Here is a 25,810-nt window from a genome sequence, read left to right on the forward strand (position 1 = left end):
CGGTCCACCGGCGATGCCGGTCACTTCGAATCGTGTTCGGCCGGGATCAGGGCGAGCTGCCGCGACTGCGCGACGACCGTCCCCGTCGAGTCCACCACGAGGTGGTCCTCCTCGAACATTCCGGGCCCGACCTCAGTGCTCGTCGCCACGAAACGCAGCCATCCGGGAGCCGGATCACGTCGGATGTAGGTGGTCAGCTGCACCGTCGGCGCCCAGCCGAACAGGGCGAGGTTCATCACCACCGGCGGCGAGATGTCACAGACCAGCACCGCGAAGTCGGCGTCGGGTTCGATCCCCTTGGGCCGGGTCCAGCCACGCACGACCGGCTCACCCCGTTCCCCGCGGACCACCGGGAAGGACTCGGCGTCGAGGACGAAGTCCAGCGCCTCACCGAGGTGGACGACCTTGCCGACCGGTGAGTCGTGCACATCGATACCGCCCGCGGGCGGGGTGACCGGGGTGTCGTCGAGCAGCGTCGGGGCCGAATGATGCGGGGTGCCGTGGTCGTGACGTGCCAGGGTCACCGACGACGACACCATGGTGCGGCCGTTCTGCGCGAGATCGACCCGCATCAGCGTCACCTGCCGGCCCCGCTTGCGCAGCGAGACGGTGAGGGTGACCTCGGCCGGGTCCGGGGCCGACAGGAAGTCGCTGGCGATGGCCACCGGCACGATGTCGGACCCGCCGGTCGACGCCTCCCCCGACGCGGCGGCGAAGTCGTCGCGAGCGCGGCGGGCCGCCCGCGCGACGATCATCTGCATCGACCCGCCGTGCACCTTGGGACCGATGGTGAACGCGGGATCGATGACCGCGGTGTAGGTGAGCTCGGGGAACTCGCCGTCGGTCCGGACCTCGCCGACCCGGGTCAGATCCAGCAGGGCGGTCAGCTTGTCGCTCATGTCACCTTCCGACGGCCATCGGGTCCGACCGGCCGTGTGTCCGGGCGGCCGGCCACCGGACTAGCCGGTGCGACTCGCCTCGCGTTTGAGATGCTGTCGCGCAAAATCTAGCGAACGGGCCAGCATGGCGCGCCGTTCGGGCTTGGTTCGCGCCGACGACGTGGTGACCTCGAGGACCACCGCACCGGCGAAGTCGCTCTGCGCGATCCGGCGGCACACCTCGGCGCACGGCTGCGACCCGTCGCCGGGGATGAGGTGTTCGTCGTGGGCTGCCCCCGAACCGTCGGCCAGGTGCAGATGCGACAGATTGCCCGCCATGCGCTCGTAGAGTCCGAGGGCGTCGGTGCCCGCGGTCGCCGAGTGCGACAGGTCGAGGGTGTAGTGGTCGTAGCCGTCGTCGGTGGGATCGATCGACTTGCCGAACGCCGACATCGACGCACCGGGACCGCCACCGCGGCGGACCATCCGCTGCGCCGAGCGCGCGCCCGCCCCGAACAGCCGGTCGGCCCGCATCGGGAACATGTTCTCCACCGCGACGGCCACACCGCTGGACTCCGACAGTTCACCGACGGTGTCGTCGAAGGCCTCGACGTACTCGCGCTGCCAGCGGAACGGCGGGTGGACGACGACGGTCGAGGCGCCGAGGATCTCGGCCGCCTCCGCCGAGCGGGCGAGTTTGCGGAGAGGATCACGGCCCCACACACGCTGCGAGATCAGCAGACACGGCGCATGCACCGACAACACCGGGACCTGATACCGCTCCGAGAGGTACTCGATGTGGCGGATGTCCTGGCTGACCGGGTCGCCCCAGACCATCAGCTCCACGCCGTCGTAGCCGAGTTCGGCGGCATAGCCGAAGGCGGCCTCGGTGTTCTGCGGATACACCGAGGCCGTCGACAACCCGATCGGGATGTCGGCGGCCATCGGATGTGCGCCGGAGAAGCTGCCGGGTGCGGTCACGTCGCCAGCAGGACGAGTGGACCGATGGTGACGATCAGTCCCACGGCGAGCGCCAGCAACGTGGTGATCAGGTCGTTGGACTTGCGCACCAGATGCGAGAACGTGACGATGCCGAAGATCACCAGCACCGCGAGCACCAGCGCGAAGTAGACGTTCCAGCGCCACAGCTCGGTGAAGCCCCAGAACAGGCCGACGCCGACCGCCAGACCGACAACGACCTCGGCGATCAGGGCCAGCCACGCCATCGCGGGCGACCGTTCGGTCTTCCCGGCCTTCTCTGCCTTCTCCGCCTTGGCGGCCTGCTTGGCCGCCTTGGCCTCGGCCCGCAGCTCGGCCTTGGACTTCGCCGGGGCGCCGGTCTCGGCGGCCGCTGCGGTCTCGGTGGCGGCGGCGGGTCCGGCATCGTCGGGCCGGTCGTCGTCGAGATCGGCGAGCGACATCAGTGCGGTGTCCTCGCCGGTGTCCTCGGCCGTCCCGGCGGCCGCCGTGTGCGGTGCCAGGGTGTCCGGTGCATCGGTGTCCGGTGCATCGGTGTCCGGTGCTGCGGTGTCCGGTGCTGTGACGGCTGCTGTGGTCTCGGTTGCTGTGGTGTCTGCGAACCCACTGTCCGGTGCCGCACCACCGGCGACGCCGGCACCGGTGTAGGTCTCGACGTTCTCGGCGAAGGCCGGGTCGTCGGACTCGACGGTGGTCCCGACCGAGGCGGTGCCGGCGAGGAGGCCGAGCGCGCCCGGCGCATCCGGCTCGGGTTCGGTGTCCGCCGGCTCCTCGGGGGCGTCGGTGACCGGTGGGATGGCGCTGGTGACCTCGGAGGCGTTCTCGGCCTCCGTGGCGGACGCCTCGGCAGCGGCGGCTCCGGCCGACTCCGCGGTGGAGTCGTCGCGGGCGACATCGGTGTCGGGAACAGTGGCCCACTCGGTGTCGGCCGAGTCGGTACCGGCCGGCTGCTCGGGGGTGGACTGCTCGGGGGTGGACTGCTCGGGGGTGGACTGCTCGGGGGCCGGGACAACCGGTTCGGCGGCCGGAACCGGGATCGGTGCAGCCGGTGCCGGCGTCCCGTTCTTGGCAGCGGACGCGCGTGACGGGGCGGCGTCGGCCTTCTTGCGCCGCGAGAACCAGCCCCGCTTCTTCTTGGGTTCCTCGTCCGGGACCTCGACGTCGGCGAAGTTGCGGTAGGCGTCGAAGTCGTCCATCACCTCACCGAAGCGGCCACCGTCGGCGGCGTCGTCGGCGTGCGGCGCGGTGTCGGCGACCACCGGGATGATCCCGGTGACCTCGTTCGACGACTCGTCGACTCCCTGATCGGCGGCAGGGACGGTGTCGAGCCGGTCGGCGACGTCACCGGAGTGGAAGTCGCGCGTGGGCGGTGGCGTGAATCCGGGCATCCCGCTGGCCGTGTACCCCGTGGTCGGCCGCGCGAACGGGGACGGAGCGGACTGGGGACGGGTGTCGGCGGTCCGACGCGCGACCGGGTCACCCGACCGCGGGAACGCGGTCGGCCCACCTGCGGCGGGTGTGCTCGAGCCGGTGGGTGCGCTCGGGGGTTCGGGTGCGCTCGGGGGTTCGGGTGCACCGGACGGGGTGGCGGACGGACCACTCGCCTGCTCGTCGGTGTCCTCGGGTCCGGTGGTGATCGCCGGGATCTCACCGGTCAGCTCCGACACCGAGACCGTGCCGGACCGACCGGCACGTCGACGTCCGCGCCCCTCACGTCCGCCCGATGACGTACTCGGCGCCTCGTCGTCGGACCGGGATCGCGCCAACAACTCGGACACCGAGATCGGCCGCGAGTCGGGCCCCGAATCTGGCTTCCCGGGATCATTCGCCATGGCTGTGCGCTCTCCGTCCTTCAGGTCGTGCCGGGGTGCCGCAGGCCACGTCAGCGTGCGTCTCTGCCCCCGCCGCTTCCGCTGCCCCCGCTGCCTGCGACCACCGGATCCGTCAGGTCGGCCGGCTCTGCGTCGAGGCGGCGAAGGATCACACCTTCGCGCAACGCCCACGGACAGATCTCCAGTGTATCGACACCGAGTGCCCGCATCGTCGCCTCGGCGACCAGCGCACCGGCCACGAGCTGTCCGGCGCGATCGGCGCTGACGCCTTCGAGCTCGGCACGGTCGGACCGGGTCATGCGGGAGATGAAGGCGATCAGCTGGCGCAGACCACTCGCGGTGAGGGTGCGCTTGACGCGCGGTCCGGCCCCGGACGGGGCGGCACCGGTCAGCCGCGCCAGGCTGCGGAAGGTCTTCGACGTGCCCACCGCGATATCCGGCTTGCCCGGCTCCAGCAGTTCCTTGGCGACGGGACGCAGCTCGGCGTCCAGCCAGTCGCGCAACACGCCGATCCGACGGCGGTCCGGCGGATCGTCGGGCAGCCAGTCGCGGGTCACCCGGCCCGCGCCGAACGGCACCGACAACGCCACATCGGGCTCCTCGTCGACACCGTTGGACATCTCCAGCGAGCCGCCACCGATGTCGAGGGCCAGGATGCGGCCGGCGGACCAGCCGTACCAGCGCCGCACGGCCAGCGACGTGAGGCGGGCCTCGTCGCGGCCGGACAGCACCTCCACATCCACACCGGTCTTGGCGGCCACGCGGGCCAGCACCGCGTCCGAGTTGGTGGCATCGCGCACCGCGGAGGTGGCGAACGCCATCATCTGCGAACACCCGGAGGTGGTGGCGATGTGGGTGAACTCGGCGATCGAGTCGACGAGGCGTTCGGCCGCCCCGTCGTCGAGCCGGCCCTTGCCGTCGATGTGCTCGGCCAGACGCAACACCGACTTGGTTGAACTCATCGGCGACGGATGACCGCCCCGATGTGCATCGACGACGAGCAGGTGGACCGTGTTGCTGCCCACGTCGAGGACTCCTAAGCGCACGGATACACGGTAATGCGTCGTCGGTTGCACACCTACGCATGGGTCCCCGCCGCCGACCACAGGTTCGGCGCCGGATCGGGCTACCGTTGTGGATGTGCCCTCATCTCGGACCGTCACGCGCATGAAGCCCGCGCCGGAAGTCGATCTCGACTTTCCGCGCGAATGGTATGAATTCGGCGATCCCGACGATCCCGACCACGTCGTCAAGGCCGACCTGACCTGGCTGCTCTCGCACTGGACGTGTGTCTTCGGGACACCCGCATGCCAGGGCATCGTGGAGGGCCGCGACGACGACGGCTGCTGCTCGCACGGCGCCTATCTGTCGGACAAGGACGACCGCAAACGCCTCGCCCACGGCGTGTCGATGCTGACCGAAAAGGACTGGCAGTTCTACAAGAAGGGCTCCGGCAAGGATCCGCTGGGCCCGCGCGGCTACCTCGTCGAGGACGAGTTGGAGGACGAGCCCGCCCTCAAGACACGTCGCCACAAGGGTGCCTGCATCTTCCTCAACCGCCCCGACTTCGAGCGCGGGCCGGGATGCGCCTTGCACGCCATGGCATTACGCAAGGGTCTGGAACCGCTGACGGTGAAACCCGATGTGTGCTGGCAGCTTCCGGTACGCCGCGAACAGGACTGGGTGGAGCGACCCGACGGCACCGAGGTGCTGCGCACCACCATCACCGAGTACGACCGACGCGGCTGGGGCGAGGGCGGCCACGACCTGAAGTGGTACTGCTCGGGATCACCGGATGCCCATGTCGGCGCCACCGCGGTGTGGCAGTCGTATGCGCCGGAACTGATCGAGCTGATCGGACAGGCCGCCTACGACGTCCTCGCCGACGCCTGCCGACGTCGAACCCAGCTGGGGCTCATCGCCGTTCACCCCGCGACCGCAGCGGCCACCACCCGCCGCGAGACCGACATCAAATACGAGCAACTCGACGACGAGTAGACGTCGTCGAGTTGCCCGGCCGGCAGCGGCCGGCCAGCTACACCGTCCCGATCGGCTCAGGGCTCGAACTTGTAGCCCAGGCCGCGGACGGTGACCAGATGCTTCGGCGATGCCGGATCGGGTTCGATCTTGGACCGCAGACGTTTCACGTGCACGTCGAGGGTCTTGGTGTCGCCCACATAGTCCGCACCCCACACCCGGTCGATCAGCTGACCGCGGGTGAGCACCCGGCCGGAATTGCGCAGCAGGTACTCCAGGAGATCGAACTCCTTGAGCGGCAAGGTGATCGGATCTCCGTTGACGGCCACGGTGTGCCGTTCGACGTCCATCCGCACCGGGCCGGCCTCGAGCACCGACATCGCGAGATCCTCGTCCATCGAGTCACCGCCGCGGCGTAGCACCGCGCGAATCCGCGCGATCAGCTCACGCGCCGAATACGGCTTGGTCACATAGTCGTCGGCACCGAGTTCGAGGCCCACCACCTTGTCGATCTCACTGTCGCGGGCGGTCACCATGATCACCGGCACACTGGAACGCGCCCGCAATGCCTTGCAGATCTCGGTCCCCGACATCCCGGGCAGCATGAGATCGAGCAGGACGATGTCTGGGCTGATGCGCTCGAACGTCGAGAGGGCCTGCGCGCCGTCGTTGACGACACTCGCCTCGAAACCCTCCTTGCGGAGGAGGAACGCCAGCGGGTCCGCCAACGATTCCTCGTCCTCGACGATCAGTACGTGCGTCACCTGTGAGACTCCTTAGCTTTCATGAGCTTTCATGCGATCTGCGTCTGTGCAGCGTTGTCGGTCCCCAGGTCCTGGGGGATCGACAGGGTGAAGGTGGAGCCGGTACCGGGCTGGCTCCACAGATTGATGTTGCCGTGATGGGTGGCCGCGACGTGCTTGACGATCGCCAGGCCCAGACCGGTGCCGCCGGTGTGCCGGGACCGCGCCTTGTCGACGCGGAAGAACCGCTCGAACACCCGCTGCTGGTCACTCGGCTGGATGCCGATCCCCCGGTCGGTCACCGCGATCGCCACCATCGGCACACCGTCGGCGACGGTCACGCGCCTGCTCAGCGACACCGTGGTGTTGGCCGGCGAGTACGCGATGGCGTTCACCAGCAGGTTGCTGAGCGCGGTGAGCAACAGCATCCGGTCGCCGTGCACGGAGATCCCGACCTTGTCGTCGCAGCGCAACGTGATCGCGGCGGCCTCCGCGTTGACCGCTGCCCCCTCGACGGCATCCTCGACCAGCTGGTCGACGTCGACCGCGGTGAACTCCGGGGTCTCACCGCCCTCGAGCCTCGACAGGGCGATCAGCTCGGAGACCATACGTCCCATCCGGCCGGCCTCGGCGACCACCCGGTGACCGAAGTGCCGCACCGAATCGGCGTCGTCGGCCGATTCGAGGAGGGCCTCGGCGAGCAGGCTGATCGCACCGACGGGGGTCTTGAGCTCGTGCGACACATTCGCGACGAAGTCGCGGCGGGTGGCCTCGACCCGGATGTTCTCGGTGTCGTCGGTGCCGTAGATGACGACGTACTCCTCGTCGTCCTGGGCGACCAGCCGGGCCAGACAGCGCACCGACTCGGCACCGCGCCGCGACGACCGGCCGGTGGCCAGGAAGCCGAGCGCCGAGATCGGCGGGACGAAGTCGAAACGCTCGTCCTCGTCGGTCTCGAGGACGGAGACGACCGCCCCCCAGACCGGGTCGGCGAGCAGCCTGTCGTTGACGATCCCCAGTTCGGTCGCCCGATGGTTGTACAGCACCACGTCGCGGTAGCTGTCGACGACGGCCACCCCCACCTCGGTGTGACGCACGATCAGGCTCAGCAGGCCCGCCTTGGTCATCCGGCCGTCGGCGGTGACCGGCGCGACGTCGGTCACCCGCAGGGCCGCGGCCTCGGAGACCTCGCGGGGACGATCGGCGGGCACGGGCGCATCGGTGCCGAACACCTCGGCGTCGGCCGGGGTGGGGGCGGAGACATCGGTCAACGCAGAGGGCTTCAACACGGCGGGCACCGATACGGAGGGGGTCGACACACTCGGGGTCGACACGCTCTGGGTCGACGCACTCGGGGCCTCACGGGGGGCATGCCGGGCGAGCCGACGATGCGCCGCCAACCGCGCGGTGCGGTCGCTACGCCCCAGGACGATTCCGAAGAGAAGCGCCAGGACGATCGCCGCGACGGCCGCAACAACGAATCCAGCGCTCACACTCGCAGCTTACGACCCCGGAAACGGCGAACACACTTTCGTCGCATTTATTCGACAGTTGTTCACGCACCGTTCGGCGGAAACCCGACATACGTCACAGCCCCCGCACCGAGACCGGAACGAGGCCGCAACCCATCGTCACGTGACCACCCATCGGCGACCCGCGGCGTCGGAAACCCCCTACTGGGGTACCGCGACCGCCATGTCGGCGTACTCGGGATTCCGCTCGATGAACCGCTGCACGTAGGAGCAGACCGGCACGACCTGCTTCCCACTGCCGCGGATGTCGTCGAGTACCGCCCGGACGAGCTGCCCCGCATAACCGCGCCCGGAGTAGTGCTCCGGGATCACGGTATGCGTCAGCACGACCTGGTAGGTCTCGGAGACGTAGTCGACATAGCCGACCGTCTCGTCACCCCCCATGCCGTCGGGGTCGGTACTCAGAATCGCCTCGTAGCGTTCCCGTGCAGGCGAATGCACGATACGCAGTGTCCCCACATCTGCCATGGACCCAATGTAGCGCGGGTCACACAATCGCCGCCATGACAATTGTGTTACGGCTCACGAAAAGGGCTACTTCTGCCCCTGCGCGGCGACCGCGGCGGCACCTGCGGCAGCCGCCTCGGGGTCGAGGTAGGTCCCGCCCGGGTTGAGCGGCTTGAGATCGCCGTCCAGGTCGTAGCGCAGCGGGTTCCCGGTCGGGATGTTCAGCCCGGCGATGTCGGCGTCGGAGATCCCGTCGAGGTACTTGACCAGCGCACGCAGCGAGTTGCCGTGTGCGGCGACGAGCACGGTCTTGCCGGCCCGCAGATCGGCGGCGATGACCTCTTCGAAGTAGGGCACCAGACGCACGACGACGTCCTGCAGACATTCGGTCAGCGGCACCTCGGCCAGATCGGCGTACCGCGGGTCACCGGTCTGGCTGTACCGGCTGTCGGCCTCGATCGCCGGCGGCGGGGTGTCGTAGCTACGACGCCACAGCATGAACTGCTCCTGGCCGTACTTCTCCAGGGTGTCGGCCTTGTTCAGCCCCTGCAGCGCACCGTAGTGACGCTCGTTGAGACGCCAGTCGCGGGTCACCGGGATCCAGTGACGGTCGGCGGTGTCGAGGGCGATCTGTGCGGTCGAGATCGCCCGGCGCAGCAGCGAGGTGTAGAGGATGTCGGGAAGCACGTCGTGCTCGACGAGCAACTGCCCGGCGCGCACCGCCTCGGCCTTGCCCTTGTCGGTGAGGGCCACGTCGACCCAGCCGGTGAACTGGTTGGACGCGTTCCACTCGCTCTCGCCGTGACGCATCAGGATGAGGGTGCCGTTGCTCATGCGTGCCAGTTTCTCACAGCGGTGCCCCACGCTCGCGTCATGTCCGGACCGCCGGGGCACGTCACCCCGCCGACGCCGATGGCCGGCACCCCCGGAAACGGGTACCGGCCATCGGTGTGGACTGCGAACTACTTGCGGAGATCCTTGCGCAGGATCTTGCCCGAGGCCGACTTCGGGATGGCCTCGATGAACTCCACCACGCGAACCTTCTTGTACGGGGCCACCTTTGCCGCGACGAACTCCATCACCTCGGCCTCGTCGAGCTCGGTCCCGGGCTGCTTGACGACGAACGCCTTCGGGATCTCCTCGCCGTCGGCGTCGGTGGTGCCGACGACCGCGGTGTCGGCGATCTTCGGGTGGGTCAGCAGCAGGGCCTCGAGCTCGGCGGGCGGCACCTGGTAACCCTTGTACTTGATCAGCTCCTTGAGCCGGTCGACGATGTAGATACACCCGGTCGGGTCGGCCTGCGCCATGTCGCCGGTGTGCAGGAAGCCGTCGGCGTCGATGGTCTCGGCGGTGGCCGAGTCGTTGTTGAGGTAACCGGCCATCACGTTGGGGCCCTTGATCCACAGCTCGCCGGGCTCCGACAGTCCCTCGGCCGGCAGCGCGATCTCCTCACCGGTGGCCGGATCGACGATCTTGTTCTCGGAGTTGGGCACGGCCCAGCCGGTCGACGACAGCGGCGGCTTCGGGAGACCGAGCACGGCCATGTCCACCGGGATCAGGTGGCTGACCGGCGACAGCTCGCTCATGCCGTAACCCTGCAGCATGTTGACGTCGAGGCGGGCGCCGACGGCCTTGCCGAGTTCGTCGTCGAGCGGGGCGGCACCGGACATGATGGTCTGCAGCGAGGAGAGGTCGTAGTTCTCCACCACCGGATGCTTGGCGAGTGCCACGGCCACCGGCGGGGCGATGAAAGCGTAGGTGACACGGTGGTTCTGGATGTTCTCCAGGAACTCGACCAGGTCGAAGCGCGGCATCACCACCAGGCTCGCGCGGGCCTTGAGTGCGGCGTTGAGCAGCACGGTCATCCCGTAGATGTGGAAGAACGGCAGCACGGCGACGATGACGTCGTCGGCGCCCATGCCCTGCAGCGGGCGGATCTGCGCCACATTCGACACCAGGTTGGCGTGGGTGAGCATGACGCCCTTGGGATTTCCGGTGGTCCCGGAACTGTAGGGCAGTACCGCGAGATGGGTGGCCGGATCGAAGGAGACCGCCGGCGCCGGCAGGTTGGGGCCGAGCAGGTCGACGGCGTTGGGGTGCCCCGACGCCTCGAGGCCCTCACCGTCGAGGACGACGACGTTCTCCGCGGCGATCCCGACCTCGGCGGCCGCCTCGATGGCCTGCGGGGCCAGCGCCGAGATGGTGACCAGCAGCGTGGCCTTCGAGTCACGCAGCTGCTTGGCGATCTCACGTGCGGTGAACAGCGCGTTGAGCGTGGTGGCGGTGGCGCCCGCCCGCAGGATGCCGTGGAAGACCGTCGCGAACGCCGGGATATTCGGCGACAGCAGACCCACCACGTCGCCCACACCGATGCCCCGTGCAGCCAAAGCACCTGCGGCAGCGTCGATCTGACCGATCAGCTGACGATAGGTGGTCTTGGTGTCGGACTTCGGGTCGACCAGTGCGATGCGCTCGAGATCTCCCTCGGCGATATCGCCGAACAAGAAGTCGTACACGCTCACATCGGGGATCTCGACATCGGCAAACGGACTCGTGAAGCTCATGGCATCTCCATCGGCGGTGCGGAATGTGGGGCAATCCTAACAACACCAACTGTCGAGATGTGACGGCAGACTCAGCCCGGTTCGTCCTGTTCGCCCGCCCTGGTCAGAGCCGACTCGGCGGCACCGGTCCCCTCGGCCAGAGGCGCGATCTCCGGCAGCGTCTCGGCGTCGACGAGATGCTCGAAGGCCAGCAGGTTGCGCAGCGATTCCCCGCGTGCGACACGCCAGGCCCACTCGCGTCGGATGGCCGTGATGAAGCCGATCTCGAGGAGTTTGTTGAAGTCGGTGTCGGCGGCCTCGAGGACCTGCCCCAGGACCCGGTCGACCTCGTCGTGGGTGAGCGCATCCCCGGAGATCCGGCCGACGAGATAGATGTCGCCGATGTTGTCGATCGTGTAGGCCACACCGTAGAGGCGACGATTGCGCTTGAGCAGGAAGCGGTAGACCGCCTCGTGGTTCTCGTCCGGCCTGCGGCACACGAAGGCCTCCACCCGCACGCCGTGTTCCCCGGCGGTGAGCAGCACCGTGGTCTTCAGTTTGGTCTCGCCGGGCAGCTCGACGATGATGTGCTCGGCCTGCGCTCCCCCGGAACTCTTTCGGGTATAAGGGATCTCACGCTCGGTGAGCACCTTCTCGAGAACGTCGACGTTGTCGGTGTAACCCATCAGCATCCTTTCGACGAGCGGCACCGGGGCGCGATGAGCACCTCGGACACCGTTGACTCACAGTCCGGTTCGTGACCTGCGCCGGCGCCAGCGGCGGGTGGCGCGCAGCAGTTGCGGACCCACCGCCACCCGCAGGGAGGCGGTGTCGGCGAAGGAGTCCATCGCCCGCGCATAGCTGGCGAGCAGGGCGTCGGTGGTGTGTTCCCAGGAGAACTGGGCGGCATGGTCACGGGCACCGCGGCCGAGGACGGCCAGCTGTTCCGGATCGGAGAGCATCTTGTCCAGCGCCGTGGTCCAGTCGGCGATCTGGTGACCGTCGACCAGCATGCCCGACCGGCCGTCGGCGACGGCCACGCCGAGCCCGCCGACCCGCGCGGCCAGGACCGGCACCCCGCAGGCCTGCGCCTCCACCGCTACCAACCCGAAACTCTCCGAATAACTGGGCACGGCAACGAGATCCGAGGCACGGTACACCTGGGCCAGGCGGGTCGACGGCTGCGGCGGCAAGAAGGTGACGGCGTCGGAGATGCCGAGCCCGGCGGCGAGATCGATGAGGGCCGTGGGCTTCTCCAGACCGCTGCCCGACGGACCGCCGACGATCAGCAGCCGCACCGGCGTCCGCCCGGCCTCCCGGAATCGTTCGATCAGCGGCGCGGCCGCACGGATGAGCACGTCGGGGGCCTTGAGCGGCTGGATCCGACCGACGAAGGTGACCAGGGTGGCATCGGGGTCGAGGCCGAGTTCGGCACGCGCCGCGGCCCGCGAACCCGGTGTGTAGCAATCGAGATCGGCGCCGGGGGTCACCACGTCGATCCGCCCCGGGTCGGCACCGTACATGCCGGTGAGCTCACCGGCCTCGGTGTCGGTGTTGGCGACGAGGCGGTCGGCCTCGGCGATCACCTGCTGCTCCCCGATCACCCGCAGACGCGGTTCGGCCGAATCCCCCTCTGCCAGTGAGGCGTTCTTGACCGCGGCGAGGGTGTGGGCGGTGTGGACCAGCGGTACACCCCAGCGTTCGCGGGCGAGCCAGCCCACCTGCCCCGACAGCCAGTAGTGCGAGTGGATCAGGTCGTAGTAGCCGGGGCGCTGCATCGCCTCGGCGCGCATCACCCCCGCGGTGAAGGCGCACAGCTGTGCGGGCAGGTCCCGCTTGTCGAGTCCCTCGAACGGACCGGCGACGACGTGCCGGACGGTGATGCCGTCGGCGGCGCCCACCGCGGGGGCGTCCCCCGAGGAGGTGGCCCGGGTGAAGATCTCCACCTTCACCCCACGACGGGCCAGACGCTGGGCGGTCTGCCAGACGTACACGTTGAGCCCGCCGGCGTCGCCGGTGCCCGGCTGCGCCAACGGGGAGGTGTGCACCGAGATCAGTGCGATCCGCCGCGGCCGGGGCAAACTCATCCCTCCAGCTTAGAGAACCCGGGTCCATGAGGTCATGCCAGGCGGCATGATCGGCACATGGACACCGATCGGCAGACCCCCCGGTTCGGCCTGCGCTCCGGATCCGGATGGGCGGACCCGTTCGGGATGTACGCGCGGTTGCGGCGGGAGTCCCCGGTGCACCACGTCTCACCTGGCCCGACACCCGCCGACGACTACTGGGTGCTGACCCGCTACGCCGACGTCGCCGATGCCGCCACCGACCCCGCGACGTTCTCGTCGGCGGCCGGGCTGACCGTGACCTACGGCGAACTCGAGGCGATCGGCATGGTCGACAACCCGCCGCTGGTGATGCAGGACCCGCCGGTGCACACGGCGTTCCGGTCGCTGGTGGCGCGCGGGTTCACCCCGCGGCAGGTCACCTCACTGGAACCGCAGGTGCACGAGTTCGTCGCCGACCGTCTCGATCGGCTCGCCGAGGCCGTCCGCGGCACCGACGGCCCGATCGACGTGGTCGGCGAACTGCTCAAACCGCTGCCCAGCATGATCGTGGCGCACTACCTCGGCGTGCCGGAGGCCGATCGCACCCACTTCGACGAGTGGACGTCGGCGATCGTGGGTGCGGTGGGCCCGACCGCCACAACCGACAGCACGGCAACAGACAGCACAGAAACCGACGCCGAGGCCGTGCGCGCCTCGGCCGGGGCCGCGACCGGTGAACTGCTGGCCTACTTCGCCGATCTGATCGCCCGCCGGCGCATCGAGCCGGGTGACGACACGGTGTCGGCGCTGGTGGCGGCGGGCCGCGCCGACGACGACGCGGGTCTGGTGTCGATCCTGGCGTTCGTGTTCACCATGATCGCCGGCGGCAACGACACCACCACAGGGCTGCTCGGCGGGAGCCTGGAGCTGCTGGCCGCCGCCCCCGACCAGCGCGCACGGCTGGTCGCCGAGCCGGATCTGATCCCCGATGCGCTCGAGGAACTGCTGCGCCTGACCTCGCCGGTCCAGGGCCTGGCACGCACGACGACCCGGCCGGTGGCCTACCCCGATGTGGGCGTCGAGATCCCGGCCGGGGTCAAGGTGCTGCTCTGCTACGGCGCGGCCAACCGCGATCCCGAGGTCTTCGGCCCCGACGCCGACGCCCTCGACATCACCCGCCGGCCGCGCCGAATCCTCACCTTCGGCCGCGGTGACCATCACTGCCTGGGGGCTGCGGCAGCACGGATGGCGGGGCGGATCGCCCTCACCGAACTCCTCGCCCGCTTCCCGGACTTCGACGTCGATCCCGACGGGATCATCTGGGCAGCAGGCAATTACGTGCGTCGACCGGCCTACGTCCCGTTCCGTCCGTAGCCTCGCGCGCTCGCGCGACCGCCGAGCGGGACGGCGTCGGCGGATCCGTGTTCGCATCGTCGGTACCGATCCCCTACACTTCATTCGGTAACGATTGTCATTTGCGTGAACGGAGTGGACACATGAGGCGTGCCCTTGTCGTCGGAGCCGGCCTGCTCAGCGCGGCCGCGCTGGCACTGACCGGCTGTTCGGGGGATTCCGGCAGCGGTTCGGACGGCACACCCACCGTCGTCACGTCCACCAACGTCTGGGGTTCGGTGGCCTCGGCCGTCGCCGGCGACCACGCCACCGTGACCGCCCTCTACACCAACGCCGACGGCGATCCGCACGAGTTCGAGCCGTCGGCATCCGACACCGCCAAGGTGGTCGACGCCTCGGTGGTCGTGATGAACGGCGGCCACTACGACGAGTACATGGAACGGGCCACCGCCAACTCCGATGCCACCGTGATCAACGCCTTCGACCTGCTCGCCGGCGACCACCACGACCACGAGACGGGCGCCGACGCCGACTCCGGTCACGACCACGGCGACCAGAACGAGCACGTCTTCTACGACCTCGCCGTCGTCGCGCAGGTCGCCGACGCACTCGCCGACGCACTCGCCGACAAGGACTCCGCGAACGCGGCCGCCTACCACGCCAACGCCGAGCGTTTCACCGGTCAGATCACCGGCCTGCGCACCCAGCTCGCCGACATCAAGAAGGCCCACGACGGCACCGAGGTGGCCCAGACCGAACCGCTCGCCGGATACCTGCTCACCGAGGCCGGCCTGGTGGACATCGCACCGGCCGGATTCACCTCGGCCGTCGAGGAGGGCCAGTCGCCGTCGGCCGCCGACCGCGCCGCCCTGCAGGATCTGCTGACCTCACGGACCGCCAAGGTATTCATCTACAACACCCAGGCCGTCGACCCGGTGACCGAGGCATTGCTCACCGTCGCACAGAATGCGAAGGTACCGGTGGTGAAGTTCACCGAGACCCTGCCCGACGGGGTCACCGACTACATCGCATGGCAGCAGGGCCAGATCACCGCACTGGCCGACGCACTGAACACACCACCGGCGTAGTCGGCACCGGAAACCCGCCCCACCGCGGTCCGCACCCGGACCCGCCCACCCCAGCCCGGCCGGTGACACGGCCGCCCGAGAAGACAAGCAGCCCATGAGTACCGCGCACGTTGCGACGTTCTCGCACGCCACCCTCGCCTTCGGCGACAGGGTGCTGTGGAACGACCTCGACCTGACCATCGAGGCGGGCGAATTCGTCGCGGTCCTCGGCCCCAACGGCTCCGGCAAGACATCGTTCCTGCGCACCCTGCTCGGCCAGTACCGGCTGTCCGCCGGGGACATGACGGTGACCGAGGCCGTCGGGTACATCCCCCAGCAGCACGCCGCCGACGCCGACACCATGGCCCTGCGTGGCCGTGACCTCGTCGGCTTCGGCGTCGACGGGGCACGCTGGGGAATCGGGCTGCGCGGGTATGCCACCCGACGCCGCAAGGTCGACGCCGCACTCGCCGAGGTCGGGGCATCCGCCTTCGCCGACGCCCCGGTCGGCGTGCTCTCCGGCGGCGAACAGCAGCGTCTGCGGGTGGCGCAGGCCCTCACCGGCAATCCCGAACTGCTGCTCTGCGACGAACCGCTCGCCAGCCTCGACCCGGCCAGCCAGGAGCGCGTCGTCGAACTCATCGACCGCCGGCGCCGCACCGCGGGCACGGCCGTCGTGCTGGTCACCCACGAGATCAACCCGGTGATGCCCTACGTCGACCGGGTGCTGTACCTGGTCGGCGGCCGGTTCCTGGCCGGTCCGCCCGACGAGGTGATGACCACCGACACCCTGTCGGAGCTGTACGGCAGCCACGTCGAGGTGGTCCGCGTCAACGGCCGCCTGCTGGTGGTCGGCGGCGAGGAGGGCACCGCCCATTGTTCGGGACCCGAGGAGCTTGATCACCCGTGACGACCACTCCGCTCGCGGCCGCCGCCGACATCACCATCAGCGACTTCTGGAACTTCTCCGAGACCATCCGGCTCCTGGGCTACGACTTCGTCTGGCAGGCCCTGCTCGCCCTCGCGCTGCTCGGCCTGCTGTCGGGTGTGCTCGCGCCGATGATCGTGGCGCGACAGATGTCCTTCGCCGTCCACGGTGCGAGCGAACTGTCGGTGACGGGTGCGGCCGCCGCCCTGCTGATCGGATTCAGCGTCAACGTCGGCGGCGTGATCGGCGCGGTGATCGCGGCCGCGGTGTTCGGCATCATGGGCAACCGCGCCCGTGAACGCGACTCGGTGATCGGCGTGGTGATGGCCTTCGGCCTGGGTCTCGGCGTGCTGTTCCTCGCACTGTACGGACGCATCGGAACCGGATTCGCGCTGCTCACCGGTCAGGTGGTCAGCGTCGGCGTGCAGGGTCTGACGGCGATCGCGATCACCACCGCGGTGGTGTTGGTGGTGCTCGCGGTGATCTACCGGCCGCTGCTGTTCGCCTCACTCGATCCGCGCGTCGCCGAGGCCAACGGGGTCCCGATGCGGCTGATGTCGGTGGTGTTCGCGATCCTGATCGGGCTCGCCGCGGCTCAGGGGGTGCAGATCATCGGCGCCCTGCTGGTGATGTCGCTGATGATCACCCCGGGTGCCGCCGCGGCCCGGCTGTCGGCGAACCCGAACGTGGTGATCGGGCTGTCGGTGATCTTCGCCGAGGTCGCCGCGATCGGTGGCCTGCTCCTGTCGCTCGCCCCGCAACTGCCGGTGTCGGTGTTCGTCACCACCATCTCGTTCATCATCTACCTGATCTGCCGCTGGATCGGTCGGCGCCGGACGCACGCGACCCGCGCCTGAGCGGACGGCCGACCCGACCCACAGAGCACCACCTGGGCAAGCACCACCTGGGCCCCTGGACGTGGCCACCACCTCCGGGACTACTCCTCAGGTCCGCCGGGATTGCAGCGGGAGGCGGCCATCTCCTGCTGGGTGACGACCGGCCGGCGCGGTTCGAGATTCCAGCTCGGCTTGTCCGGGGCGACCAGTCGCGCATAGGTCCAGTGGCAGTCGAACTGGGCACGCATCCCCGGGGTGTCGGCGCCGGGATCGGCGGCGAGTACCTCGGCCCACGCGACATCGGCCCCGTCCGCCGAGTAGGTCTTGCGCCCGGCGGGCGTCGGGTGGACCTGCAGACTCGGACCCACCGCAGTCTGGACCCACTCCACGTGATCGACATACGGCGGCGGATGGGCGGCGTCGGTCGCCGGGACCGCGCCGGTGGCGGCCCCGGACGTGTCGCCGGTCGACGTCACGGTGGTGGCGGTCGTCACCGCGCCCGGGGGCGCACCGGTCGACGAGGCATCGGTCGGCGCCGCATCGTCACCGCAGGCGACGACACCGAGCGCGATACCCAGCGCGACCACCGGCGACATGATCTGTGCCCGGGCTGCGGTCCGGCGAGGACATCGCTCTGCGTTCACCCCGCCACGATAGCCAGACCGGGTAACGTTCGGCGGGTGCCGCGACCCGCCCCCATGATCCGCATCGTGATCACCCTGATCGCGATCGTCGTGGTCGCCGCGTGCACGCCACCGGAACCGGTGCAGACATCCCCCTCCGCTCCCCCGACACACGTGTACGGGGGCCGGGTGGCCACCACCCCCTCCGGACTGGTCCTCGACGGGAAACCCTGGTGGCCTTCGGGTTTCAACGCCTATCAACTCGGCACCGACTGGTCGTCGAATCTCGGATGCGGCGCCGAGGTCGATCTGGATCGCTACTTCGACCAGGTCCCCCGCGGCAGCCTCACCCGTTTCAATCTGTTCTCCTCGCTGGCCACGTCACGCGAGACCGGGCGCCTCGACTTCTCGCGCTTCGACGCGGTGTTCGCCGCGGCCACACGCCACGACCGGATGGTGCTACCGGTGCTGACCGGGTCGAACGGGGCATGCGAGGACGAGCGGTACAAGGACCGCAGCTGGTACGTGGACGGCTGGAAGCGGGACGAGGGGCCCGCGGGCCTCACCTTCGAGCGCTGGATGATGATCGCTGTCCAGCGGTGGGGAGGCGAACGCTCCCTGGCGGGGTGGGAGATCGTCGGCGAACCGGAGGTCGGGGTCTGTGGCGCCGCGGGCTGCGACTGGCGGCACCGAACCTGCCCCGCCGGCGCGGCCGCCGTGCTCCGAACCTTCTTCGACACCATCGGGACCGAACTGACCGCGATCGACGCCCGACACCCGATCTTCGCCGGCACCACCGGGGGCGACCAGTGCGGCATCGCCGGCGGCGACATGCTGACCGTCGGGGCGTCCCCGCACATCGACATTCTCGACTTCCATGACTATCGCGACGCCGAGGGCGTCCCTCCGGCGGACAGTTCACTGCCGGCCCGTCTGGCACAGGCCCACGAACTCGGCAAACCGCTGATCGTCAACGAACTCGGCATCAAGGCGGGGTCGTGCCTGTCGCTTCCCGCACGGGCGGCGTCGTTCCGCTCTCGGATCGACGCCAACCGGGCCGCCGGGGCCGCCGGAACCCTGCTCTGGGCGTTCGTCCCCGATCCCCGCCCCGGTGAGTGCACCTACGACATCGGCTTCGACGATCCGGCATGGGCCGTCGTCGCCGAGGTGGTGGACTGAGCGCGACCCGATCGACGGGCGGGTCCGGTCAGGTCCCGATCACCCGGTAGATCCGCCAATCCGGCAAGTCCGCGCCCTGGTTGCGCGCGATCAGGGCGAGAACCGAGATCTGCGCCCCGTTCTCGTACAGCGTCGGGTACCGCTGGTTCAGCGCGTCGGACTCCCCCCGCCCCGATCGCGGGACCGTCAGCATGAACTGCACCCCGTGGTCGACCGGATCGTTGAGCACCGCGGTGAAATCGCTGTCCGAAGGGATCACGAACTGCTTCGGGTGGGTGGATTGCACGACCACGGCGAAGCCGTAGACGGTGTCGACCAGGACGCTGCCCTCGGGCAGCCCCAATCGATCCAGATACCGCGCGAGGTCACGCTCGGTGGAGAACGACCGGACGATCTTCCGCTCGTCGAGGTACTTCTCCGAGACCGAGTCGGGCCGTGGCCACACCACCGAACCCACCGCGAACTCCTGCGGCGCGTACTTCGGCGAGGTCATGCCGTAGGCGGTGACCGGCACCGACACCGCCATCACCACCACCGCGGTCGACGCCGCCACCACCGTCCGCGTTCGCGTGCGGCGGCGGGGGCGCAGCGGCGAGGTGACCGCATGCGGGCCGGGTCGGCGGACCGGTGGATGACGCCGTGCGGGAACCGACATCACCGCCACCACCGCCGCCAGCAGCACCACGGTCATGTAGAAGCGGAGGAACCCGAACGTCGATCCCCGCATATAGCTGATCACCTGGAAGGCCAGCACCGCACCGATCATCAACAGCGCGGGTAGCAGCGGGTACACACGCCGCCAGCGCAGCCGCAGCGCGATGACGACGACCGTGAGCAACGGCAACAGCGGCGCCAGGATGGCGAGCTCGATCATCGAGAAGCGCAGTGCCTCGGCGGTTCCCGACGACCCGCTACCCCCCGACTGCTCGATGATGGCGGCATTGCCGTACTCCGAGGTGAACTGCGCGAAGGCGTCCCCGGTGATCAGCCACCCGGCGAAGGCCCACCCGACGAACGCCAGCGCGGCCGGGGACACCACCAGCACCACGTCGAGCGCGGTCCGCCACATGCGGTCGCGGCGAAGGGCCGGTGCACGCCGGTCACGGCGGTAGGTGACCCAGGCCACCAGACCGCCGGCGGCCAGCACCGCGGCACCGCCGTCGTAGCGGGTGAGATACGAAAACGCCAGGGCGACACCGGCAACCGTCAGATCGTGCACGTCATCGGTGTCCACCCATCGCATCAGGCGACGGGACGCCAGCGCGATGAAGAACAGGTAGGGCGCCTCGCTCATCCCGTTCGCCGCGTACAGCACGACCATCGGGTTGAGCGCGAAGCAGGCCACGGCCAGCGTCGACACCGTCCGGTTCAGTCCGCGATCGCGAGCGATGCCCGCCACCTGCACGACGGCGGCGGTCATGAACACCGACGACATGATCACCGCCGAGACCGCGGCGGTGGTCATCTCGGGAATCCAAGGGGTCAACGCGGTCAGCGGCAACTGCACGATCACGGTGAGCGGGGTGAAGATGAACCCGATCGCCGCCAGGTGGGGATTGCGGCTGAACAACACGCTCTGGGCCGACTGCACACGCGACAACGCGTCACCGAAGTAGAAGTGCGCCACCAGCGCGAGGTACAGACCCACCGCCAGATAGAGCAGCCAGAGCGCCGCGAAGAGGACGATCCGGCGTCGGCGGGTCACCGCTGCGCCCCCGAGCCGGCAACCGACTCCTCGGCGTCACCGGTGGCCGTCGCGGACGCGGCACTCGTCGATAGGCCGTGAAAGGTCTTCTCCCAGTATGAGGGATTGACCAGGATCTGCCACATCCCCTTGATCGAGGCAATACTCATGAGCACCCAATACGCGGGTACCAGAAGCGCTGCGACAAGGAGATCAGGGCGGCCGTCCTCGCGGATCGCCATCAGATTCATGTACAGCGCGGCGCCGTTTCCGAACACCAGGGACAGTCCCGCCAGGTAGTAGATCGGCCCCGGGAACAGTTCGGCGACCACCGGCGGCTGGCCGGCGATCCACACCAGCAGGACCAGCCAGAACACCATGTTCATCGCGGCGATCAGCGGGGTACCCGCGATCAACAGCGTGAAGCGCACCCAGGCCACCGGGCCCAGGATGCGCCACAGCGCCAGTGGCCGGCGCATGTGGACCAGCCAGGTCTGCATGTAGCCCTTGTACCAACGTGAGCGCTGCCGTACCCAGTTGATCGCGTCGACGTTGGCCTCCTCCATGGTGACCGAGTCGAGCACGACGGTGCGGTAGCCGTGGTCGGAGATCCGCACACCGAGATCGGCGTCCTCGGTGACGTTGAACGGGTCCCATGCCCCGATGGCGTCGAGGACGTCCCGTCGGAAGTGGTTGGAGGTGCCACCCAGGGGAATCGGGGCACGGCTGACCATCATGCCGGGCAGCAGGAAGCCGAACCAGATGCCGTAGTCGGCGGTGAACCATCGGGTGAGCAGATTGTCGTGGGCGTTGTGGAAGCTGAGCTTTCCCTGGACACAGACCACCGTCTCGTCGCCGACATTGTCGAAAACCCATACAGCCCTACGCAATTGAAGCGGATCGGGCTTGTCCTCGGCATCGAAGATGGTGACGATGTCGCCGGTGGCGAAGTGTAGTCCGTAGTTGCACGCCTTCGGTTTGGTCCGCGGCTGGGCGGGCGGGGTGAGGACCACGGTGACCACCCCGCCCTCGTCCTCCATCGCCCGGGCGGCGACGATGGTCGGCTCGTCGTCCTCCTCCAGCAGCAGGAGCACCTGCAGCTTGTCGCGCGGATACTCCAGCGACTCGACCGCCTCGATCAGATCGCCGACCACCTCGGGTTCACCGTAGGCAGGGACCAGCACCGTGTAGTAGGGCAGTTCGCTGTCGGGAATGGCGCGCGCCTGGTCGTCGGTCACCGAGATGGCACCGTTGACCAGTCCCCGCCGAAAGATGACGAGCCGGTCGAGCAGGCTCACCACGTAACCGAGGGTGGCGATCGAGACCAGGGTGGCCGTGGTGGGGACGGTGAAGAACACGAGCAGCACCGCGAGCACGACGAGGATCGCGATCCCGCCCACCTTCTGCGGCCGATTGAACGCCACCGACGCGCTCATGTCCGCATCCGCCTCCCGCAGCCGCTCCACCGCATCGTGCAGCGCCACCGCCCGATACTCCTCGTCCACGAGGAGTTCCCGGATCGGCCGGCCGCCACCCGGTCGGTGGCCGACCGGCCTCACGCGCCACCTCCGGCCCGCTCGACCTGGGCGTTGACCAGTTCGGTGGCCAGCAACGTCAGCAGCCCACGGTCCTTGTAGGCCGGGTCGGTGTCGGCGATCGAGGCGTTGCCGCGGAAGAACACGGTCATCATGGTGTTCAGGTTCTGTCCGATCGTGATCCGCGGCGGCGGGAACTGGGCGTCGGGTTCATGGTTGTCGACCGCCCACAGGATGATCTGTTGGGTGCGCGCACCGTTGTTCCACCACCAGGACAGCACGGTGTAGGTGAGATATCGCTCGTCGTCGACGACGCTCCACACCCACGACCGCACGCCGTGCGGCAACGGCACCTCCACCGCCGGCCCGAACCGGTCACCGACGAGGTTGTAGCGGAAAATGTACGGGTACACCTCCAGCGCGAGCGGTCGCGCGGCGTCGACCGAGTCGACCATCACCCGGCGGGTTCGGGCGTCCTTGTCGAACGCGGTGCTCCCCACCTTCTGGACCAGCAACTGCCGGTAGAGGACCGACGTCGTCCCGTAGAGTCGTCGGACCCACTCGTATCGCTGCTCGGACGCCTGGCGCCAGCCGGCGGGCACCACCAGAGGCTTCCCGATCGCCATACCGGGGATGGTCGCGCTGGGCCAGGTACCCACCTGCGGCAACGGCACGAACGCCGTCAGGACCGTCGCCGACACCAGGAGCAGCGCCGGCCGCCCGACCCGCCGCAGGGTCGGGTCCAGCAGCGGCCGCCCCATCGGACTCCAGGAGCGCCCGGGCCTACGCCGATAGTCGACGTACATCACGCTGAACGCGACCGCCGCACAGAGAAGCGCCGGGATCGTGGCCACCAGGACCAGGCGACGGATGTCGAGGACCACATACATCGTGACGATCGCCAGCGATCCCACCAGCGCGGCCAGGCCTGCACCGATCAGCCCACGACGGACCGTACGTCCGGTCGCGACCGCGGTGGCCGCGGCGGCGATCAGCACCATCAGGAAAGCCGCTCCGAGCGCTCCCCGGCCAACCGACAGGATCAGCACCCGCAGCGGGATCGGCCAGATCATCAGCAGCACCAGCCAGGCCCACCGATAGCGCGACACCGGGCGCAGCCCGAACAACAGGATCGCCGCACCGAGGACGAACAACCACATGCTGAGCAGATCCATGTGGACCGTCAGGTAGGCCTGCGAGTACCGCGGGTTGACCATCACCTCCACGGCGAGCGCGATGAACAGCACGATGCCGCCGACGATGACGTCGGTCTGCCGGTCGTAGATGGGCGGTTCGTCGTGACGCCGCAACGCGGTGCCGGCCGCCGCCATCCCCGCGAGAAGCACCACCACGGGGACGATGACGATCAGGGTCTGCGCCCCGATCTCGGTGGCCAGCGCCGCCAGCGTCCGCCAGAACGCCACCGCGGTGGTCCCGATCAGCGCGACCCACCGCATGGTGATCGTCCATGCCGGTGTGCCCCAGGGCCGACGGCGCCGACGCACCGCCGTCGTCGTCGGCCGGGGTTCGGTGACCGTCATCGCGACACCATCAACCGCGGGGAGTGGTTCGCCGGCGCAGGCGGACGAGAAGGATCACGACGGCTGCCACGATCATCGCTCCCACGATCACCCCGACCACCACCGCGGTCGCGGCGCCGATGCCGAACGACGAGTCGTCGGCGGGAACCGAGACCGCGCTCGCGGAATCGACGTACACCGGTTGCCGCCCGGACACCTGGATCACCGCGTCACCGTTGACGCCCTGCCATCTGTCCTCGGCGGACAGCCAGGTCAGCAGCCGGTCCAGATCCGCGGCATCGGCGGTGGAATTCGCGACGAGGACCGTCCGTCCCCCCTGCTGCGCGACCTGCACTGCGCCGTAACGGATCTGAGGGGTGAGGGTCACCCTCGAGGTCGATCCCGACGCCGACCGGACCGTGACCGTCGACCCGTCCGAACTCACCGGCAGCGGCAGGTCCGGCAGTCCCTCGCCGTCGGCGGCGATCAGGATCGCCGGGAGCTCCGACGACACCGCCTCCGACATCGGCACCACATCGATCCCCAACGGCACCGACGACAGGTGCGCGAGTCCGGCGACGAGGGCCACGCCGCGGGCGACATCGTCGACGTCCCCGTGGGTCCAGGCGAGCTGGACCCACGGCATCATCGACTGGGGTACGGAGTCGAATCCGGCCGGACTGGGCGGATCGGCGAGGGCGGTGGAGACCTCCCCGGCGGCGCTGAGGGACAGCGACGATCGGGTTCCGGTGCCGCACCCCTCCTGCACGCCACCGCGTTCGAGGGTCACCGTGACCTCGGTGTAGCGCTTCATCACGTCACCGGGGATGTCGACCCACGCGTTGAACGTTCCCGACGAATCGGTGGGAAGCGTGGCCAGGACGCGATTGCCGACGCGCACCGACAGCACCGTGCCGTCGCCACCGGCGGGCGCATAGGAACCGATGAGTTGCACCCGCACATCCCGGGACGCCCGTCCCAGTCGGGTCTGGTCGATCCCGAACGCGATCGACGGCCACGACGACGAGATCACCTGCTGGTCGGCGACGCCGAGGTCGGACAGCCGCTGGACGTCCATCGCGACCTGCGGGGCGTCGTACAACGGTCCCGCCACCGCCGAGGAACTCATCGCGATGGAGGCGAGATCGCTGGTGAGCAACTGGGTCTGGACCTCGAGCTGATCCTCGGGACCACCGATCACCAGGTACGTACTGCCACCGGGCCCGGAGCGGAGGGTCAAGCCGGTGTCGGCGTCGGAGTCGATCACGATCTGACGTTGGAGGGGACCGGGGGCGGTGGCCGGACGCAGGTCCGATCGCGGCCGGCCGACGGCGTCGATGCCGGTGGTGGCGGTGCCGTAATGTGCTGTGACCGCGGCGGCGAGATCCACCGCGGCGGCACCCTCCGCCCCGTTGACGTCGTCGGGCACGATGATCGTCAGATTCCTGAGGACGGGGGGAAGGAACTCCGACACCGTCCGCGGGATCGATTCTCGACCGGTGAATGTCACCGTCGAATCGGTGATGCGAAATGCCGTATCCGGCGTGAACCGACAGATTCCGTCGACCGTCAAATACGTGCGCAACGTCAGGTCGGCAGCATTGTCTGTGACGCGGAGTCCGTCGAGGGGAATCACGATCGGCGCACTCGGCCGGGGGTCGATCTCGGTCCGAGAGACCAGTCGATCGCCCTGCATGACGTCGACCTGACCACCGGTCACGAACGCCGGGAGATTGGCCGTCCCACGCAACTCGGCGGGGGTCAGGTTCTGCGGCACCGGAATCGACAGGCTGACCTGACCCTGTTGGCCGAGGAACGTGACCGTGGGTGAGGAACCGATCTCCTCGAGACCGAGCGGCGGCGGCGGGTCACCCGGCGCGGCGGCGACCACCGCGGCAGGCCCGGCCCCCGCGGCCGCGACGAGGACGCAGACGAGTGCGGTGCGAACCGCTCGACGAATCCCCTGGCCGGGGGGAATGCACGGACGGAGGAGCATGAAGATCCCTTGCGGTCGAAGCGGGTGGACGTGTCAGCTAGAAACTTATGCGGTTTTCCAATACTCGTAAAACCGAGGCCACGAAGACGTAGCAAATCGTGACACTGTTCG

At 69.1% G+C, this 25,810-nt stretch carries 22 protein-coding genes; 6 read left to right on the forward strand and 16 right to left on the reverse strand.

What is annotated here, in order from left to right; all coding sequences use genetic code 11:
• Window positions 1–20 precede the first annotated feature (20 nt).
• The 4 genes from GD1_RS03205 to GD1_RS03220 are packed head-to-tail and all read right to left on the reverse strand — an operon-like array spanning window position 21 to window position 4,734.
• Window positions 21–899 carry a thioesterase family protein gene (locus GD1_RS03205; protein WP_053776996.1) on the reverse strand — a complete coding sequence of 293 codons (879 nt, stop codon included), beginning with the start codon at window positions 897–899 and terminating at the stop codon, window positions 21–23.
• Between the two features lie 60 nt (window positions 900–959).
• Window positions 960–1,823, reverse strand: a complete 864-nt coding sequence (locus GD1_RS03210) for a sugar phosphate isomerase/epimerase family protein (protein ID WP_053777012.1) — start codon at window positions 1,821–1,823, stop codon at window positions 960–962.
• Between the two features lie 32 nt (window positions 1,824–1,855).
• Window positions 1,856–3,688, reverse strand: coding sequence for an Rv0497 family membrane protein (locus tag GD1_RS03215; RefSeq protein ID WP_059035605.1), 1,833 nt, complete (start codon window positions 3,686–3,688; stop codon window positions 1,856–1,858).
• A gap of 50 nt (window positions 3,689–3,738) precedes the next feature.
• Window positions 3,739–4,734: a Ppx/GppA family phosphatase gene (locus GD1_RS03220; RefSeq protein WP_157079366.1), complete on the reverse strand. Its 996-nt coding sequence runs from the start codon at window positions 4,732–4,734 to the stop codon at window positions 3,739–3,741.
• Between the two features lie 121 nt (window positions 4,735–4,855).
• On the opposite strand from GD1_RS03220, the gene GD1_RS03225 reads away from it, so the two are divergent.
• Complete coding sequence (locus GD1_RS03225) at window positions 4,856–5,686, forward strand: DUF3109 family protein (RefSeq protein WP_059035609.1); 831 nt, start codon at window positions 4,856–4,858, stop codon at window positions 5,684–5,686.
• Between the two features lie 56 nt (window positions 5,687–5,742).
• Here the strand turns inward: GD1_RS03225 and GD1_RS03230 are convergent, their stop codons facing one another.
• From GD1_RS03230 to mshA, 7 genes are all read right to left on the reverse strand, one after another.
• Complete coding sequence (locus tag GD1_RS03230; protein WP_020790587.1) at window positions 5,743–6,429, reverse strand: winged helix-turn-helix domain-containing protein; 687 nt, start codon at window positions 6,427–6,429, stop codon at window positions 5,743–5,745.
• A gap of 29 nt (window positions 6,430–6,458) precedes the next feature.
• Window positions 6,459–7,901: a sensor histidine kinase gene (locus GD1_RS03235; protein WP_083533824.1), complete on the reverse strand. Its 1,443-nt coding sequence runs from the start codon at window positions 7,899–7,901 to the stop codon at window positions 6,459–6,461.
• 180 nt (window positions 7,902–8,081) lie between these two features.
• Window positions 8,082–8,408 carry a GNAT family N-acetyltransferase gene (locus tag GD1_RS03240; RefSeq protein WP_020790590.1) on the reverse strand — a complete coding sequence of 109 codons (327 nt, stop codon included), beginning with the start codon at window positions 8,406–8,408 and terminating at the stop codon, window positions 8,082–8,084.
• A gap of 66 nt (window positions 8,409–8,474) precedes the next feature.
• Window positions 8,475–9,221: a phosphoglyceromutase gene (locus GD1_RS03245; protein ID WP_059035612.1), complete on the reverse strand. Its 747-nt coding sequence runs from the start codon at window positions 9,219–9,221 to the stop codon at window positions 8,475–8,477.
• A gap of 128 nt (window positions 9,222–9,349) precedes the next feature.
• Window positions 9,350–10,951: a 4-coumarate--CoA ligase family protein gene (locus GD1_RS03250; protein ID WP_059035614.1), complete on the reverse strand. Its 1,602-nt coding sequence runs from the start codon at window positions 10,949–10,951 to the stop codon at window positions 9,350–9,352.
• A 71-nt stretch (window positions 10,952–11,022) separates the two neighbouring features.
• Window positions 11,023–11,616: a type III secretion system chaperone family protein gene (locus GD1_RS03255; protein WP_059035669.1), complete on the reverse strand. Its 594-nt coding sequence runs from the start codon at window positions 11,614–11,616 to the stop codon at window positions 11,023–11,025.
• A 57-nt stretch (window positions 11,617–11,673) separates the two neighbouring features.
• Window positions 11,674–13,017, reverse strand: coding sequence for a D-inositol-3-phosphate glycosyltransferase (gene mshA, locus GD1_RS03260; RefSeq protein ID WP_053776992.1), 1,344 nt, complete (start codon window positions 13,015–13,017; stop codon window positions 11,674–11,676).
• A 57-nt stretch (window positions 13,018–13,074) separates the two neighbouring features.
• Between mshA and GD1_RS03265 the strand changes: the two genes are divergently transcribed.
• From GD1_RS03265 to GD1_RS03280, 4 genes are all read left to right on the forward strand, one after another.
• Window positions 13,075–14,352, forward strand: a complete 1,278-nt coding sequence (locus tag GD1_RS03265; RefSeq protein ID WP_059035615.1) for a cytochrome P450 — start codon at window positions 13,075–13,077, stop codon at window positions 14,350–14,352.
• Window positions 14,353–14,474: 122 nt separating this feature from the next.
• Entirely contained in the window at window positions 14,475–15,419 is a 945-nt protein-coding gene (locus GD1_RS03270; RefSeq protein ID WP_059035617.1) for a metal ABC transporter solute-binding protein, Zn/Mn family, read from the forward strand.
• A gap of 94 nt (window positions 15,420–15,513) precedes the next feature.
• Window positions 15,514–16,308 carry a metal ABC transporter ATP-binding protein gene (locus tag GD1_RS03275; protein WP_053776989.1) on the forward strand — a complete coding sequence of 265 codons (795 nt, stop codon included), beginning with the start codon at window positions 15,514–15,516 and terminating at the stop codon, window positions 16,306–16,308.
• Window positions 16,305–17,183: a metal ABC transporter permease gene (locus GD1_RS03280; RefSeq protein WP_059035620.1), complete on the forward strand. Its 879-nt coding sequence runs from the start codon at window positions 16,305–16,307 to the stop codon at window positions 17,181–17,183. Before GD1_RS03275 ends, GD1_RS03280 begins: the two co-directional genes overlap by 4 nt.
• A gap of 80 nt (window positions 17,184–17,263) precedes the next feature.
• Here GD1_RS03280 and GD1_RS03285 read toward each other — a convergent pair whose 3' ends face one another.
• Window positions 17,264–17,758, reverse strand: a complete 495-nt coding sequence (locus GD1_RS03285) for a DUF2599 domain-containing protein (RefSeq protein ID WP_059035622.1) — start codon at window positions 17,756–17,758, stop codon at window positions 17,264–17,266.
• 102 nt (window positions 17,759–17,860) lie between these two features.
• Between GD1_RS03285 and GD1_RS03290 the strand changes: the two genes are divergently transcribed.
• Window positions 17,861–18,964, forward strand: coding sequence for a beta-mannosidase (locus tag GD1_RS03290; RefSeq protein ID WP_053776988.1), 1,104 nt, complete (start codon window positions 17,861–17,863; stop codon window positions 18,962–18,964).
• A 28-nt stretch (window positions 18,965–18,992) separates the two neighbouring features.
• Here GD1_RS03290 and GD1_RS03295 read toward each other — a convergent pair whose 3' ends face one another.
• Genes GD1_RS03295 through GD1_RS03310 form a run of 4 tightly spaced genes read right to left on the reverse strand, consistent with a single transcriptional unit; the run spans window position 18,993 to window position 25,699 of the window.
• The gene (locus tag GD1_RS03295; protein ID WP_059035624.1) at window positions 18,993–20,669 is read right to left on the reverse strand and encodes an ArnT family glycosyltransferase; all 1,677 of its coding nucleotides are present in this window, start codon (window positions 20,667–20,669) and stop codon (window positions 18,993–18,995) included.
• Window positions 20,666–22,207 carry a glycosyltransferase gene (locus GD1_RS03300; protein WP_020790182.1) on the reverse strand — a complete coding sequence of 514 codons (1,542 nt, stop codon included), beginning with the start codon at window positions 22,205–22,207 and terminating at the stop codon, window positions 20,666–20,668. Before GD1_RS03300 ends, GD1_RS03295 begins: the two co-directional genes overlap by 4 nt.
• Window positions 22,204–23,724 carry an O-antigen ligase family protein gene (locus tag GD1_RS03305; protein ID WP_059035626.1) on the reverse strand — a complete coding sequence of 507 codons (1,521 nt, stop codon included), beginning with the start codon at window positions 23,722–23,724 and terminating at the stop codon, window positions 22,204–22,206. Before GD1_RS03305 ends, GD1_RS03300 begins: the two co-directional genes overlap by 4 nt.
• A 10-nt stretch (window positions 23,725–23,734) precedes the next feature.
• Window positions 23,735–25,699, reverse strand: coding sequence for a hypothetical protein (locus GD1_RS03310; protein WP_059035628.1), 1,965 nt, complete (start codon window positions 25,697–25,699; stop codon window positions 23,735–23,737).
• Between the last annotated feature and the right edge of the window lie 111 nt (window positions 25,700–25,810).

This window comes from Gordonia desulfuricans NBRC 100010 (assembly GCF_001485495.1).
GTDB classification, from domain to species: Bacteria; Actinomycetota; Actinomycetes; order Mycobacteriales; family Mycobacteriaceae; genus Gordonia; species Gordonia desulfuricans.

Coding starts and splice junctions, on each gene's coding strand:
- GD1_RS03205 (WP_053776996.1), bottom strand. CDS start 899: ATGAGCGACAAGCTGACCGCCCTGCTGGATCTGACCCGGGTCGGCGAG.
- GD1_RS03210 (WP_053777012.1), bottom strand. CDS start 1,823: ATGGCCGCCGACATCCCGATCGGGTTGTCGACGGCCTCGGTGTATCCG.
- GD1_RS03215 (WP_059035605.1), bottom strand. CDS start 3,688: ATGGCGAATGATCCCGGGAAGCCAGATTCGGGGCCCGACTCGCGGCCG.
- GD1_RS03225 (WP_059035609.1), top strand. CDS start 4,856: ATGAAGCCCGCGCCGGAAGTCGATCTCGACTTTCCGCGCGAATGGTAT.
- GD1_RS03240 (WP_020790590.1), bottom strand. CDS start 8,408: ATGGCAGATGTGGGGACACTGCGTATCGTGCATTCGCCTGCACGGGAA.
- GD1_RS03245 (WP_059035612.1), bottom strand. CDS start 9,221: ATGAGCAACGGCACCCTCATCCTGATGCGTCACGGCGAGAGCGAGTGG.
- GD1_RS03250 (WP_059035614.1), bottom strand. CDS start 10,951: ATGAGCTTCACGAGTCCGTTTGCCGATGTCGAGATCCCCGATGTGAGC.
- GD1_RS03255 (WP_059035669.1), bottom strand. CDS start 11,616: ATGGGTTACACCGACAACGTCGACGTTCTCGAGAAGGTGCTCACCGAG.
- mshA (WP_053776992.1), bottom strand. CDS start 13,017: ATGAGTTTGCCCCGGCCGCGGCGGATCGCACTGATCTCGGTGCACACC.
- GD1_RS03265 (WP_059035615.1), top strand. CDS start 13,075: ATGGACACCGATCGGCAGACCCCCCGGTTCGGCCTGCGCTCCGGATCC.
- GD1_RS03270 (WP_059035617.1), top strand. CDS start 14,475: ATGAGGCGTGCCCTTGTCGTCGGAGCCGGCCTGCTCAGCGCGGCCGCG.
- GD1_RS03275 (WP_053776989.1), top strand. CDS start 15,514: ATGAGTACCGCGCACGTTGCGACGTTCTCGCACGCCACCCTCGCCTTC.
- GD1_RS03285 (WP_059035622.1), bottom strand. CDS start 17,758: ATGTCGCCGGTGGTCGCGCTGGGTATCGCGCTCGGTGTCGTCGCCTGC.
- GD1_RS03290 (WP_053776988.1), top strand. CDS start 17,861: ATGATCCGCATCGTGATCACCCTGATCGCGATCGTCGTGGTCGCCGCG.
- GD1_RS03305 (WP_059035626.1), bottom strand. CDS start 23,724: ATGACGGTCACCGAACCCCGGCCGACGACGACGGCGGTGCGTCGGCGC.
- GD1_RS03310 (WP_059035628.1), bottom strand. CDS start 25,699: ATGCTCCTCCGTCCGTGCATTCCCCCCGGCCAGGGGATTCGTCGAGCG.